Source organism: Pseudomonas songnenensis (genome assembly GCF_003696315.1).
In the GTDB taxonomy this organism is placed as follows: domain Bacteria; phylum Pseudomonadota; class Gammaproteobacteria; order Pseudomonadales; family Pseudomonadaceae; genus Stutzerimonas; species Stutzerimonas songnenensis.
Map to the genome: position 1 here is coordinate 142,633 of NZ_RFFN01000006.1, position 13,157 is coordinate 155,789.

13 protein-coding genes are annotated in these 13,157 nt (G+C 62.3%); 7 read left to right on the plus strand and 6 right to left on the minus strand.

Going from position 1 to position 13,157, the window contains the following annotated elements; translation table 11 throughout:
• Positions 1 to 19: 19 nt before the first annotated feature.
• The 4 genes from EA798_RS16355 to EA798_RS16370 form a co-directional block, all read right to left on the minus strand.
• Positions 20 to 568: a hypothetical protein gene (locus EA798_RS16355; protein ID WP_122099603.1), complete on the minus strand. Its 549-nt coding sequence runs from the start codon at positions 566 to 568 to the stop codon at positions 20 to 22.
• A 77-nt stretch (positions 569 to 645) separates the two neighbouring features.
• The gene (locus EA798_RS16360; RefSeq protein WP_122099604.1) at positions 646 to 1,416 is read right to left on the minus strand and encodes an ABC transporter substrate-binding protein; all 771 of its coding nucleotides are present in this window, start codon (positions 1,414 to 1,416) and stop codon (positions 646 to 648) included.
• Between the two features lie 131 nt (positions 1,417 to 1,547).
• The gene (locus tag EA798_RS16365; RefSeq protein ID WP_122099605.1) at positions 1,548 to 2,273 is read right to left on the minus strand and encodes an RNA pseudouridine synthase; all 726 of its coding nucleotides are present in this window, start codon (positions 2,271 to 2,273) and stop codon (positions 1,548 to 1,550) included.
• Positions 2,274 to 2,350: 77 nt separating this feature from the next.
• Positions 2,351 to 2,530, minus strand: coding sequence for a hypothetical protein (locus EA798_RS16370; RefSeq protein ID WP_106155438.1), 180 nt, complete (start codon positions 2,528 to 2,530; stop codon positions 2,351 to 2,353).
• 179 nt (positions 2,531 to 2,709) lie between these two features.
• Between EA798_RS16370 and EA798_RS16375 the strand changes: the two genes are divergently transcribed.
• The 3 genes from EA798_RS16375 (at position 2,710) to EA798_RS16385 (ending at position 7,237) form a co-directional block, all read left to right on the plus strand.
• On the plus strand, positions 2,710 to 3,858 hold the full coding sequence (locus tag EA798_RS16375) for a PQQ-dependent sugar dehydrogenase (protein ID WP_122099606.1): 1,149 nt from the start codon (positions 2,710 to 2,712) through the stop codon (positions 3,856 to 3,858).
• Positions 3,859 to 4,028: 170 nt separating this feature from the next.
• Complete coding sequence (locus EA798_RS16380; RefSeq protein WP_122099607.1) at positions 4,029 to 6,359, plus strand: glucose/quinate/shikimate family membrane-bound PQQ-dependent dehydrogenase; 2,331 nt, start codon at positions 4,029 to 4,031, stop codon at positions 6,357 to 6,359.
• 41 nt (positions 6,360 to 6,400) lie between these two features.
• Positions 6,401 to 7,237, plus strand: coding sequence for a CvfB family protein (locus EA798_RS16385; protein ID WP_122099608.1), 837 nt, complete (start codon positions 6,401 to 6,403; stop codon positions 7,235 to 7,237).
• Positions 7,238 to 7,285: 48 nt separating this feature from the next.
• Here EA798_RS16385 and EA798_RS16390 read toward each other — a convergent pair whose 3' ends face one another.
• Complete coding sequence (locus EA798_RS16390; protein ID WP_122099609.1) at positions 7,286 to 7,867, minus strand: DUF488 domain-containing protein; 582 nt, start codon at positions 7,865 to 7,867, stop codon at positions 7,286 to 7,288.
• 3 nt (positions 7,868 to 7,870) lie between these two features.
• A complete protein-coding gene (locus EA798_RS16395; protein WP_122099610.1) occupies positions 7,871 to 8,083 on the minus strand; it encodes a hypervirulence associated TUDOR domain-containing protein in 213 nt (70 codons plus the stop codon).
• A 532-nt stretch (positions 8,084 to 8,615) separates the two neighbouring features.
• Here EA798_RS16395 and EA798_RS16400 point away from each other — a divergent pair.
• The 4 genes from EA798_RS16400 to EA798_RS16415 all read left to right on the plus strand — a co-directional run bounded on the left by EA798_RS16400 (position 8,616) and on the right by EA798_RS16415 (position 13,070).
• On the plus strand, positions 8,616 to 10,688 hold the full coding sequence (locus EA798_RS16400) for a glycoside hydrolase family 5 protein (RefSeq protein ID WP_122099611.1): 2,073 nt from the start codon (positions 8,616 to 8,618) through the stop codon (positions 10,686 to 10,688).
• Between the two features lie 443 nt (positions 10,689 to 11,131).
• Positions 11,132 to 11,890 (plus strand): hypothetical protein, encoded by a 759-nt coding sequence (locus EA798_RS16405; RefSeq protein ID WP_106155432.1) that lies wholly within the window; start codon positions 11,132 to 11,134, stop codon positions 11,888 to 11,890.
• Positions 11,887 to 12,312, plus strand: coding sequence for a phage holin family protein (locus EA798_RS16410; protein ID WP_122099612.1), 426 nt, complete (start codon positions 11,887 to 11,889; stop codon positions 12,310 to 12,312). Before EA798_RS16405 ends, EA798_RS16410 begins: the two co-directional genes overlap by 4 nt.
• The gene (locus EA798_RS16415; RefSeq protein WP_122099613.1) at positions 12,309 to 13,070 is read left to right on the plus strand and encodes a DUF3618 domain-containing protein; all 762 of its coding nucleotides are present in this window, start codon (positions 12,309 to 12,311) and stop codon (positions 13,068 to 13,070) included. Before EA798_RS16410 ends, EA798_RS16415 begins: the two co-directional genes overlap by 4 nt.
• Positions 13,071 to 13,157: the final 87 nt, after the last annotated feature.

Genomic DNA, 13,157 nt, shown 5'->3' on the forward strand with positions numbered 1-13,157 from the left:
CACAAGCCGCAGCCCGCAGCTAGCGCGACTGATCCAGGCAGTGCTGCGGGCACGGCGCCTGATACGGCACCGATGGAGGCGGCGGCGCGACCAGCTGGTTGACCAGTTCCAGCGATTTGTCGAATGACGGATACCCGCTGCGGGCGACATCCAGTTCGCCGTAGGCCTGCTTGTAGCGCTCGGCGCGAGCATGGTCGGCTTCGTTGAGCAGGTAGGGCTCCTGATAGATCTTGTAGAGCAGCGCTACCGCATGGGGATGCCCCTTGCGCTTGGCTTTCTCCAGCAGCTCCAGCACTTCCGAAGTCTCCGGCCCTTGGCGAATCAGCAGCAAGGCCTGGTAGAACTCGATCTCGCCGCGCCGATCCAGTTTCGCACTGCGGTCGAGCAGGGCCTGGGCGAGCTCGTAGCTGTCTTCATCAGCGATGGAAATCAGGATCTTCGCCTGCATCAGATCGTTCTGATAGAGCAGGCGTTCGGCACGGCAGCTGTCGCTGCGGGACTCATCACAGGGTTGGCTGGCACAGCCTCCAAGGGTCAGCAGCAGGCCGAACAGCATTGCCTTTTTCATGGCGGAATCGTTCTCCGTTTTCTTTTGGCCAGTATGGGCCGTGCCAGCTTCGATTCGCCAGCGCCGCTTACGTTCGCTCAGTAGGTGGAGCAGGGCGCGTTCATCTGCTGCAGGCCGTAGCGCCTGAGCAGCGTCTGCCAGCGTGCGCTGTGCGGCAGGTCGGCGATGAGCTGCTGGACGAACTGCGTGGTTTCGGCCGGCAGGCTGGCCGTCATCAGCACATGTCGATCGAAAACGTAGAGTGGGCTGGGCGATACGTACAACTGCGCTTCCGGCACTTCGGTCAGGCCATAGAAGAGCCTGGAAGAGCGTGGCATCAGCGCGACGTCGATGCGCCTGGACAGCAGTTTTTTCAGGTTTTGCAGATCGCTGTGGACGTCCTCGCGCTGGATCAGGCCGCGGTCGATGTCGTTCTGCAATTCCCGGTAACGGTGGCCGAGAACGCCACCAAGGCGCATGCCGTGCAGCGAGCGCGGCCCCTTGTAGTCGAAAGGCGCGTCGCTGCGGGAGACGAAATCCTGAATGTCGCACAGCAGCGGGCGGGTCCAGCTGGCATTGGCGGTCAGGCGCTCGGGAAAGAACTCGGGCGTGGCCCACAGCAGCACGCCAGGCTCGTTGGCGGCGAGTCGGCTATCGAGGCGTTTGCGCGGCAGCTGGGTCAGCTTGAAGTCGTAGAGGCCCTGGTTCGTCGGATGCTCGTTGAGCAACTGCACCAGGGATTCGGAAAGCCCCCGGTTGTGCTCGGATGCGAAGGGCGGTGAAGGCTGATAGGCCCACACCGCAACAGGCTTTGCCGCCAGGATGTGCAGTGGAAACAGGGACAGCAGCAAGAGCAGCAGTTTCGGCATCGCGATCCTGTGTTCGGCGAATGAACCGTCGTGGCGATCTGCCGCAACGAGCCGCTCAAGACTGATTCAGCGCGGCCTGTAACGCAAGTGCGCTCCGCCAATCGGTGTTGCTGCAGGCGTGGTCAGAGGCGTCAGAAACGCTCGTGTTCGCCTACGATTCGCCAATGCCCGACCGGCAGCTTGGCCATGGACAGGCGTCCGATGCGGATGCGCTTGCAGCCCAGTACGCGCAGGCCGATGGCTTCGCAGAGGAGGCGGACTTCGCCGGGCGCAGGTTCCTTGATCACCAGGCGCAGGCGGTTCTCGCTCTGCCAGCTGACCTTGGCCTTGGGCAGGATCTTGCCGCGATGGCCGATGCCCTTGGCAAGCAGCGCGAAGCCGTTATCTTCGGCTTCGCCGCTGACCTCGACGACGTACTCCTGTTCCAGCTTGTCGCGCGTGCTGGTCAGCAGGCGGATCACTTCACGCTGCTGGCTGAATACCGTAAGGCCGCTCGCCTCGGGGTCTAGCGGCAACAGGATGTTCTGCTGGAGCAGATGGCGCTGCAGGGGCTCGATGCGGCTGGGGTCGTCGCCCCAGTGTTCGCTCGCCAGCAGGGCGCGGCGCACGCTGTCGGGATCGGCCTCGATCGCCAGGCCGGCAGGTTTGTGCAGCAGCAGGGTGACAGGCGCGATCTCCCGCGCTGTAGCGCCGTCGCGCAGTTCGACACGCTGGCTGGGGCTGACCTTCAGAAAAGGCGCTTCGACGAGTTCGCCGTCGACCGTTACCCAGCCGCCCTCGATATACAGCTCGGCCTCGCGCCGGGAACAGCCGAGTTGCTCGGCGAGGCGTTTGGCAAGGCGTACGGGGTCAGTCATGGTGCGCTCGAAGACGAGAAAGGAGGGGTTGAACGCGGCGAGCCAAACTGCAGGCTCGCCGAAAGCGGTTCAGATGATCACTTCTTGCTGATGGTGATCTGGCGGGACGGCCCATTGGTCTGGCCACTGACGCCGTTGGGGATGGTTTGAACTTCGCCGCCGGCCTTGATAAAGGCGGCCATCTGCGCAGCAAGGGACTGGCTGGTTTCAGAGGCGGGTTCCGGTTTGCGCTTGGCGCTGGTGGTTTTCGTTGCCATGGGTCGCTTGTCCTTTAATCAGTCGAACCGGGCATTATACAGATTTGATCAAATTTTGTTCAGTTATTTGTGGTCGGTCATTTCTTGATGCGTTTTTGGCAACCACCCAGGCGGCGGTCTGGTCTTCAATGAAGCCGCGAACGTGGGTTTCGCGACGTTGAACAATCCGGAGGACCATCATGCTGCGTCATGCCTTTCGCACCACGCTCTGCGGTTTTGCCATTGCCGCTTCGTTCCAAGTTATCGCCGAGGGGCAGCGCTATCCCAGTGAGGCCGGCGAAGTCACGGTCCGCGAGATCGCGTCGGGCTTCGAGAATCCCTGGGCCCTGGCATTTCTGCCGGACGGCGAGCACATGCTGGTGACCGAACGGCCCGGTCGTTTGCGGCTGGTTGGACTGGATGGCAGCCGCTCCAAGCCGCTTGAAGGCGTACCTGAGGTATTCGCCCAGGCCCAGGGCGGGCTCCTCGATGTGCGGCTGTCGCCGTCGTTCGATAATGATCGCCTGGTTTATCTGACCTATGCCGAAGCGGGGGAGCAAGGCAAGGCCGGGACCGCAGTGGGGCGTGGACGGCTGAGCGATGATCACTCGAAGCTCGAGAACTTCGAGGTGATCTTCCGCCAGCTGCCAAAGCTGTCCACCGGCATCCACTTCGGTTCGCGGCTGGTGTTCGATAACGACGGACATCTGTTCGTCGCGCTCGGTGAGAACAATCAGCGACCGACCTCGCAGGACCTCGACAAGCACCAGGGCAAGGTGGTGCGCATCGGCTTGGACGGCAGCGTGCCGGACGACAATCCCTTCGTGGGGCGTGACGGCGTGCGGCCGGAAATCTGGTCTTACGGCCACCGCAATCAGCAGGGCGCGGCACTCAACCCGTGGAGCGGTGTGCTCTGGACGCACGAGCATGGCCCGCGTGGTGGCGACGAGGTGAACATTCCCCAGGCCGGCAAGAACTACGGCTGGCCGCTGGCGACTCACGGCATCAACTACAGCATGCTGCCGATCCCCGAGGCCAAGGGTAAGACGGTCGAGGGGACCGAGCAGCCGCATCATGTATGGGAGAAATCGCCGGGCGTCAGCGGCATGGCGTTCTACGATGGCGAGCGCTTTGCGGCCTGGCAACACAGCCTGTTCATCGGTGCGCTGGTGGATCAGTCGCTGATCCGTCTGCAGCTCGATGGCGATCGCGTCGTCGGTGAAGAGCGGTTGCTCAAGGATCTCGGCGCGCGCATCCGCGATGTCCGGGTTGGCCCGGACGGCTACGTCTATCTGCTGACCGATGCCGGCGACGGCAAGCTGCTGCAGGTGGGCTTGCAGGCCGACTGATCTGCAGGCACGGCGGCGCTTTCGGTGCTGCCGTCGGCCAACTGCGTCGCGCCAATCTTCGTTTCCCACGGAGCATTCCCGCCCATCGCCTGTCCCACTCTCATTGATGGCCACTCCTGCTGGCCATCGGAGTCTGGCGGGTTCGATAACAAGATCGAGGGAGATGGGCCGTGGCTGTGGTTATCAGCGGATTGTTCTGCATCATCGTCGGCATTGCGCTCGGCGTCGGTGGCGCGAAGGTCATCAGCCTGGGCGGTACCTGGTATTTCGCCATCGTGGCGGCGGGATTTCTGCTGACCGGTGCCTTGTTGCTGATGCGACGTCGCACCGCCTTGTGGGTCTACGCATTGCTCATGCTGGGTGCGCTGGGTTGGGCTGTTTACGAGGTGGGGCTGGACTGGTGGCAGCTGGCGCCGCGCGGCAGCATCATCGCGCCGTTCGGGCTGTGGCTGCTGACGCCGTGGATCGCACGGCGTCTCGGCTGGCAGCATTTCGGCTTTCGTGCCTGGGGTGGTGCGGCGCTGCCGCTGATGCTGGCGGTCGTGCTCTGGGGCGCGGCAGCGGTTTACGCGGTGGGACACGACAGCCACGACATCAAGGGCATGCTGCCGGCTCCGCTGGCCCAAGCCCCTGCTGCGGACGATAGCGTGCCGGCAGGCGACTGGCATGCCTATGGGCGCAGTCAGCAGGGCCAGCGTTATTCGCCGCTGGCGCAGATCACGCCGCAGAATGTCGAGCGCCTCGAACCGGTCTGGCATTACCAGACCGGTGATCTGCGGGGCCCGGATGATCCGGATGAAACCACCTACGAAGTCACGCCGCTGAAGGTCGACGACAGCCTTTATCTGTGCACGCCGCACAATCTGGTGATCGCCCTGGATGCCGAAACCGGGCAGGAGCGCTGGCGCTTCGATCCCAAGGTGCCGCACTCGGTCAACCGCCAGCACCTGACCTGCCGTGGCCTGTCCTACCACGCTGCGCCGCAGGGCAGCGATGTCCAGGCCTGCCGGCAGCGGCTGTTCATGCCGACCGCCGATGCCAGGCTGATCGCCCTGGATGCCAAGACCGGCGAGATCTGCCCCGGTTTCGCTGACAACGGCGAGATCGACCTGTGGGCAAACATGCCGCACGCCAAAGAAGGCTTCTATTACTCCACCTCGCCGCCGGTGGTGGCGCGAGATCTGGTCATCATTGGCGGCGCGGTGAACGACAACGTGCGGGCGCAGGAGCCGTCAGGCGTCATCCGTGCCTATGACGTCTATACCGGCGAACTGAAATGGAACTGGGACCCGGGCAATCCAGAAGCCACCGAGCCCATTGCCGCCGGGCAGACCTACAGCCCCAGCAGCCCGAACAGCTGGAGCATCTCCAGCGCCGATGAGGCCTTGGGCATGGTCTACGTGCCGCTGGGCAATCAGGTGCCGGACCAGTGGGGCGGTCGACGCAGCGAGAACAGTGAGCGCTTTTCCTCCTCCATCGTCGCGCTGGATCTGGACAGCGGCCAGTTGCGCTGGGTGTTCCAGACCGTGCGTCATGACCTCTGGGACATGGACGTGCCGGCACAGCCGAGCCTGGTCGATATCCAGACCGAGAACGGCCCGGTTCCCGCCGTGGTGGCGCCCACCAAGCAGGGTGACATCTATGTGCTGGACCGTCGCACCGGCGAGCCGATCCTGCCGGTGCGCGAGGTGCCTGCGCCGCAGGGGGCGGCCGAAGGCGACTGGGTTGCCAAGACGCAGCCGGCCTCGGCGCTGTCCTACGAGCCGCCGAAGCTGCAGGGCAAGGACCTGTGGGGCGCCACGCTGATCGACCAGATGATGTGCCATATCCAGTTCCACTCCCTGCGCTATGAGGGCCGCTACACGCCCCCTTCAACCCAGGGCACGTTGGTGCATCCTGGCAACTTCGGCGTGTTCAACTGGGGGGGCGTGGCCGTCGACCCGGTGCGGCAGATGGTCTTCAGCACCCCGGCCTATCTGGCCTTCACCTCGAAACTGATCCCCCGCGAGGACGCTGAGACGACCTACGTGTCCGAGGAGGAGCCATTCCTCAACGAGAATTTCGGTTCGCCCTTTGCGGTGGAGCTGAAGGCCTTCGTCTCGCCCCTCGGCCTGCCATGCACCGCGCCGCCGTGGGGCTATGTGGCCGGGGCCGATCTGCGCACCGGCAAGACCCATTGGCTGCGCAAGAACGGCACCGTGCGTGATCGCGCGCCGATTCCGCTGCCTTTCAAGATGGGCGTGCCCAACCTCGGCGGGCCGATGCTGACCGCTGGTGGTGTCGCGTTCCTGAGTGGCACGCTGGATTACTACCTGCGCGCCTACGACGTGATGACCGGACGCGAACTGTGGAAGGCGCGTCTGCCGGCAGGGGGGCAGGCCACGCCGATGACCTACCAGAGCCGCTCCGGCCGGCAAATGGTCGTGGTGGTCGCCGGCGGACACGGATCGTTGGGGACCAAGGCCGGTGATTCGGTGATCGCCTATGCATTGCCACGCTGACTGGCGCTAGAATCGCCGCCTTTATATTCGGGACCGCCCACATGGCCGCAATCGGACGCTACAACAGCCTGCAAATCGTCAAGCACACCGGTTTCGGCCTCTATCTCGACGGTGGTCCGGACGGCGAGATCCTGCTGCCCAACCGCTACATCCCCAAGGACACGCCGACCGAGGTGGATGACTGGCTGAACGTCTTCATCTACCTCGACAGCGAGGACAAGCTGATCGCCACCACGGAGAAACCCAAGGTGCAGGTTGGCGAGTTCGCCAGTCTCAAGGTCGCCGAGATCAATCGCGTGGGACTGTTCCTCGACTGGGGGCTGCCCAAGGATCTGCTGCTGCCGCACTCGGAAGAGAAGCGGCCGCTGCAGGTCGGCGATTACTGTGTGGTCTACGTCTACATCGACAAGCGCACCCGGCGCATCACCGCCACCGCACGCCTGGATCGCTATCTGGACAAGACTCCGACCAACTATAAGGTCGGCGAGGCGGTGGACCTGCTGATCGTCGAGGCGACCGATCTGGGCTTCAAGGCCATCATCAACGGCCAGCATTGGGGCCTGATTCACAAGAACGAGGCCTTCAAGTTCCTTCGCGGCGGCATGCGCGAGCGTGGCTACATCAAGGAGCTGCGTGCCGACGGCAAGATCAGTCTGAGCCTGCAGCCGGTCGGCAGCGAGGCGACCGACGCCCTGCAGGCGCTGATCCTGCAGAAGCTGGAGGAGAATCAGGGTTCACTGGATGTCAGCGACAAGAGCCCGGCCGAGGAAATCGCACGCCGTTTCGGCGTCAGCAAGGGCAACTTCAAGAAGGCCATCGGCGGCCTGTACAAACAGGGCCGTATCGTCATCCATCCGGATCGTATCGAGCGCAGCTGAACTTAAGCGGGGCGGCTGCAATGGCCGCCCCGCATGCAGCACACGCTGTTACAGGTCGAGATCGATCTGCCGGCTTCCAGCGTCCTTGCGCAGCGACTCGCCCTTACCCGCCGCATAGCTCAGCTGACCATCCAGCAGTCTGGCGGGCGCGGTGAATGGGTGGGCCACGGGCGGCTTGTCATCCTGGATGTGCAGCACTTCGATGCCGCGCGTTTTCAATACGTCGGATACCAGCGAGCGATGACAGCGCCACCAGAGCACCTCGGCGCACATCATCGCCGTACGCCTTCGTGCCGCCATCTCCAGCAGGCAATGCAGCCCTCGGTCGAACTCGGCGCTTTGCAGGTGATCGGCGTAGCCGCGAAAGGAGCTGTTGCGCCATGCGAGGTTGGGCGAATCCTTGATCGGTCGCCGGCGGCCGCCGAGCTCCTCGATCCAGCGGTAATCAAGCCCATCGGCGGCTAATGCCTCGCGCAGTGAGTCCTCGCCGAACTGTGGCAACCGCCGCGAGCCAGGAAAGCGCCGGACATCGGCGATGGCTTCGATCTGATGGTGGTGTAGCACTTCGATGAGCTCACCGATCGAGCGCGTCGAGTGACCGATGCTCCAGATCGTCAGTGGCTGATTCATGGATCAGCCCAGCTTCTTCAGTGCCGACTCTTTATGCATCGCCACATGGTCGGTCTTGTCGCTCTTGATCTCGTACTGCGGATCCTCCGGGCTGGCCCGGCGGCGATGACCCTTGTACTCGGTATCTGCCGTGTGCACGCGAGTGATCGTTCCGCTCACTCGTCCCGCTTCGGAATTCCAGCTGACGTGATCGCCCACTTTATAGCGCTGGCTCATGGTGGCCTCCGTTGTGTCGGGTTCACGGAATTGGACCTCGACAGGCCTCCGAAGATCGACGCGCTGCGGTTTGCGTCACGGCATGGATAGGTGGGGATTAATACCGGGTTTTATATGTACCGTTCGTCGGGATAAATTCATAGGACTTAACGCTGGATCCGGATCCAGAAGTTCAAAATAACGGCGCTTTCATATCGCCAAAATACAAACTAGGGGGGCTGAGCGTAATATCAGATCGACAGCTACCCCTGTTTGCATAGTGGCAAGCTAATGTTATTTGCACGTTAGTGCCGATTTTCTGGCGATCTAATAACGGCAGAAAAATTTCCATTATTTTTTCGAACCTATTATAAATCCGCCACGCAAGACGATTGACCGGTTTGTTCAGGGGGTGGACGGCGGGAATTTTCTTGTAGAACGGTTCGTTTGTTGTGACACCGCGGCTTCCTTTCAAGCATCGCCCACGACTTATCGACCTCCCGTCACTTTTTAAAGGCTCCGCCTTTGAAGTAGTAAGTTCCGGAGAGACTCAATGTCCACCAACCTGTTTTCCGGTGCCCGCAAGGCACTCGTTGCTTCCATCGCCATGGCTGCCCTGATGGGTGGCGTCACCGTTGTAACGGCTCCTTATGCCGCTGCTTCGACCGCTGTCGCAGCCGCCTCCGTCTCCACCAAGGTCAACGCCTTTACCAATACCGATTGGCTTAATGGTGTATGGCGCACCGGCGCCGGGTTCTCCATTCCGGCCAGCGCTGCCAACCAGGCGGCATTCAAGGCAGGTGCTTCGGTGAAGCTGGCGGATGGTCAGGTTCGCAAGATCAGCCGTCAGCAGATCGTCGGCAGCAACATGAGCGTCTTCCTGGAAGGCGCCAAGCTGGACGGCAACAAGGTTGGTGCGCCGCAGATGGTCAGCACTGTTGGCACCACGGCTTCCGCGCCGGCTACTTCCGCGCCTACGCTTACTGCACCGTCCACGGTCGCTTCCCACTCCACCAGTATTAATGCGTTCACCAACACCGATTGGCTCAATGGTGTATGGCGCAAGTCGCCCGGTTTCTCCATTCCAGCCAATGACGCCAACAAAAATGCATTCAAAGTGGGCGCTTCGGTAAAACTGGCCGATGGCCAGGTTCGCAAAGTTACTCAAGTACAAGTTGCCGGCGCCAATATGAGTGTCTATCTCGATGGCGCTGCGGTGAATGGAAGTGTGGTCGGGGCACCGAACAAGTTGTCGCTGGCTACTACTACTGCGACCGCTCCTGCACCCACTGCTCCAGCGCCTTCAGTTGTCGCTACCAGCAATCTGAACAGCTTTACCAACACCGAGTGGCTGAACGGCGTGTACCGCGCTTCTGCGGGTTTCTCGATTCAGGCTACCAGCGCCAACATCGCAGCGTTCAAGGCGGGTGCTTCGGTAAAACTCGCTGACGGTCAGGTGCGCAAGATCCTTCGTGCCCAGCAGGTCGGCAGCAACATGAGCGTGTTCCTGGAGGGTTCGGCCATCAATGGCGCGGCCGTCGGTTATCCGAAGACCGTCTCCGTGGTCAGCGCCTCCGCCACGCCTTCGGCACCCGCGGTCACCACGCCGCCCGCTGCTGTAACGCCGGCTCCGGCGCCTTCTGCTCCGGACACTACCAATGGCAAACCGCTGCTGGTCGGCGTCAACCTCTCCGGTGCAGGCTTTGGTCCGTCGGTAGTTCCGGGTACGCACGGCACCAACTACACCTATCCGGCCGAGTCCTACTACAAGAAGTACGCCGACCTGGGCATGCCGCTGGTTCGCCTGCCCTTCCTCTGGGAGCGCATCCAGCCCAAGCTGGGTACTCCGCTCAACACCGTAGAGCTGGGGCGCCTGAAGCAGTCGCTGGACTTTGCCCAGAAGCACAACGTCAAGGTGATTCTGGACCTGCACAACTACTACCGTTACTTTGGCAAGTTGATCGGCTCCAATGAGGTACCCATCAGCTCCTTCGCCGCAGTGTGGAAGCAGATCGCGCAGGAAGTGGTCAACCATCCGGCGGTCGAAGGCTACGGCCTGATGAACGAGCCGCACTCCACCAATGGACTCTGGCCGCAGGCCGCCCTGGCTGCTGCTCAGGCGATCCGCACGGTCGACGCCAAGCGCTGGATCTACGTGGCGGGTGATCGCTGGTCGAGTGCCTTCCACTGGCCGCACTACAACACTCAGCTGATCACCAATCCGTGGATGCGCGATCCGAAGAACAACCTGGTGTACGAAGCGCACATGTATGTCGACAAGGACTTCTCGGGTAACTACTTCGACAAGACCGAGCAGTTCGATCCGATGATTGGTGTCAATCGCGTCAAGCCCTTCGTTGAATGGCTGAAGCAGAACAAGCTGCGCGGTTACATCGGTGAGCACGGCGTACCAGACTTCTCCCCGTCGGCCATCGTCGCAACTGACAACCTGATGAGCTACCTGCGTCAGAACTGCATCCCCAGCACCTATTGGGCTGCTGGTCCCTGGTGGGGTGAGTACGCACTGTCGTTGGACGTCACCAGTGGCAAGCACCGCCCGCAGCTGCCGGTACTGCAGAAGCACGCCAAGACTGCACATAACTGCACCAGCATCGGTCCGCTGTAAGGACTACCCAGCAAAACAGGAACGGGCCTTCGGGCCCGTTTTTGCGTTCTGCCTGCCAAGCGCAGTGCAGCTCGTCGGCTGGCCGATGAGGCGCTTTTGCTCTCCTGCTGACTGAACGGTCAATCAGCCTGTCACCTTCGCCGTTTCGCTTGTTGAAAGTCGCCCGGCCCGCAACCCGCGCGGCGTGCAGGTTGCACGCTGATCGCAGGCACATGGCTATCAACCGCTACTGAGACCCGGTGTTTCGTCTCGCTCGAAGCAGTCACGTAAACCTGGCGTCAACGCCCACGACCACCTGGCCAGAATCACGGAACTCGATTTTGGGGGTCCGGTCACCATTAGTGTGCGCACTGAAACTGCACGGCCGCGGCAACCCCGCATTGCTGTGCTTCACGGACCGTGGTCATCCGGCCAAATCCTATGAACCTATAAAGGTGGACAAAATGACGACACCCGATGAAGAGATCACAGGTTACGGCGGCCAAGCCAGAACCGATTCCCCGCTGACGGGCTCTCCGTCCGGCCAGCCATCCACCCAGACGAACACCACCGGTACCGCCACTTCCGGCTCCGCGCCCAGCACCGAAGACATCAAAGCCAAGGCGCGCGACGCCGGTGAACAGGTCAAGAACCAGGGCAAGGCGCAGCTGGACAGCTACCGCGGTACCGCAGCCGACGAGCTCGAGAAAGTTGCCCAGAGCGCGAAGGCTGCAGCAGCAGAGCTGGAGAACCAGGACAGTACCGGACTTTCCAGCTACGTCTCCGACGTCGCGCAGAGCATGGTGAACCTGGCTGACAATCTGCGCGGCAAAAGCGTCGATGAGCTGGTAGGCGAGGTCAATCGCCTTGCCCGCAACAATCCCGCGCTGTTCATTGCCGGCAGCGTGGCGCTCGGCTTCGGGCTGACCCGATTCGCCCGTGCGTCGAGCCATCGCGCAGACACCGCCGGCGCTCGCGAGCCCACGACCGACTACGGCCATTCCGACGCCAGTCGACCACATCCCACTTCGCCACTGGGCGTCCCGGCTGATGTCACTGCCGAGACCCTGCCTAGCCAGGCTGATATCGATTCGCGTGTTTCCGGCGGCACGCCTGGCAGCACGGTCGGCAGTGTCAGCAACGCGAACATGACGTCGACCACTGGCAGCACCAACGGCATCGGCGCCAATGGCAAGGGCACAACCGGAGGGCTAAATCGATGAACGAGCAACGTAACCTCAACACGCCTTACGAGCCGGTAAACCCCGAGCAGGACAGCTCCATCGGCGGGCTGCTGCGGCAGCTGACCCGGGAAGTCCCGTCTCTTTTCACCAAAGAACTGGCGTTGGCCAAAGCCGAACTGAGCGAATCGCTGCGCGCTACCAAAACAGGTGCGGCGAGCGTCGCCACAGGCGGTGCTGTGCTGTTGGCGGGTTTCATCGTTCTGCTTATGTCGGCCGTTTACTTCCTCGCCACGATGATGGAGCTGTGGCTCGCCGCCTTGATTGTCGGCGTCGTCGTGGTGGTCATCGGAATGATCATGGTTTCGGCCGGCAAGAAGAAGTTCGAAGCTTCTTCGTTCAAGCCCGACCGCACCATCCATTCGCTGCAGAAGGATAAAGAAGCCGTCAGGGGGCACGCATGAGTACACATAATCAGGTAGACCTAGAAGCGCAGAAAGACCCGAGCACCCTGGAGCGGGAGATCGACCAGCAGCGTGCCGAGATCGGCAACATCGTCCATGCACTGGAAAGCAAGTTGTCGCCCGGGCAGATGATTGATACCGCGCTGGGCTATGCCAAAGGCGGCGGTGGCGAGTTTCTGCACAACCTCACCGATACGGTGAAGGCCAATCCGGTGCCGACTCTGCTGACCTCCATCGGACTGGTCTGGCTGATGGCCGGGCAGAACCGTCGTCCGGAACAGAGCGCCAGCATCACGTCCACCGGCCCGTCCATGACCGACAAGCTGTCCGCCAAGGCGTCGGGCCTCAAGCAGCAGGGCACCGGGCTCAAGGACAAGGCAGCGCAGATGAGCCACGATGCCTCCAGCACGCTGGGCAATGCCCGTCATCGGGTCAGTGACTCCAGTCGGCATGCCGCCGAAAGCCTGCGGCACACCGCCGACCGAGCCCGTGGCGGCTTTTCGCAGCTGCTCAATGAGCAACCGCTGGCCCTGGGAGCCATGGGCATCGCCTTGGGCGCTCTGCTCGCCGCATCAGTCCCGCCAACCCGTCGCGAAGACGAACTCATGGGGCAGAAAAGCGACGAGCTTACCGGCAAGCTCAAGGCCAAGGCCCGCGAAGGCTATGAAATGGCCACTGCCGAGGGTGAACAGCTGGCCAGTCAGGTCAAGCACGACCTCGAGCGCGACCACGGCCAACCGGCTTCGCGGCCGCACTAAGGGCATAGGGCATGAGAGGCGGATTGCCGTTTCGGGAGGCTGGCGCACGGGCTTGAGTCCAACCGCATAACCCCCGATAATCCGCCA

Bases quoted from the DNA above. Each gene is read 5' to 3' on its own strand.
- EA798_RS16355 (WP_122099603.1), bottom strand. From the start codon at position 568: ATGAAAAAGGCAATGCTGTTCGGCCTGCTGCTGACCCTTGGAGGCTGT.
- EA798_RS16360 (WP_122099604.1), bottom strand. From the start codon at position 1,416: ATGCCGAAACTGCTGCTCTTGCTGCTGTCCCTGTTTCCACTGCACATC.
- EA798_RS16365 (WP_122099605.1), bottom strand. From the start codon at position 2,273: ATGACTGACCCCGTACGCCTTGCCAAACGCCTCGCCGAGCAACTCGGC.
- EA798_RS16370 (WP_106155438.1), bottom strand. From the start codon at position 2,530: ATGGCAACGAAAACCACCAGCGCCAAGCGCAAACCGGAACCCGCCTCT.
- EA798_RS16375 (WP_122099606.1), top strand. From the start codon at position 2,710: ATGCTGCGTCATGCCTTTCGCACCACGCTCTGCGGTTTTGCCATTGCC.
- EA798_RS16385 (WP_122099608.1), top strand. From the start codon at position 6,401: ATGGCCGCAATCGGACGCTACAACAGCCTGCAAATCGTCAAGCACACC.
- EA798_RS16390 (WP_122099609.1), bottom strand. From the start codon at position 7,867: ATGAATCAGCCACTGACGATCTGGAGCATCGGTCACTCGACGCGCTCG.
- EA798_RS16395 (WP_122099610.1), bottom strand. From the start codon at position 8,083: ATGAGCCAGCGCTATAAAGTGGGCGATCACGTCAGCTGGAATTCCGAA.
- EA798_RS16400 (WP_122099611.1), top strand. From the start codon at position 8,616: ATGTCCACCAACCTGTTTTCCGGTGCCCGCAAGGCACTCGTTGCTTCC.
- EA798_RS16405 (WP_106155432.1), top strand. From the start codon at position 11,132: ATGACGACACCCGATGAAGAGATCACAGGTTACGGCGGCCAAGCCAGA.
- EA798_RS16410 (WP_122099612.1), top strand. From the start codon at position 11,887: ATGAACGAGCAACGTAACCTCAACACGCCTTACGAGCCGGTAAACCCC.
- EA798_RS16415 (WP_122099613.1), top strand. From the start codon at position 12,309: ATGAGTACACATAATCAGGTAGACCTAGAAGCGCAGAAAGACCCGAGC.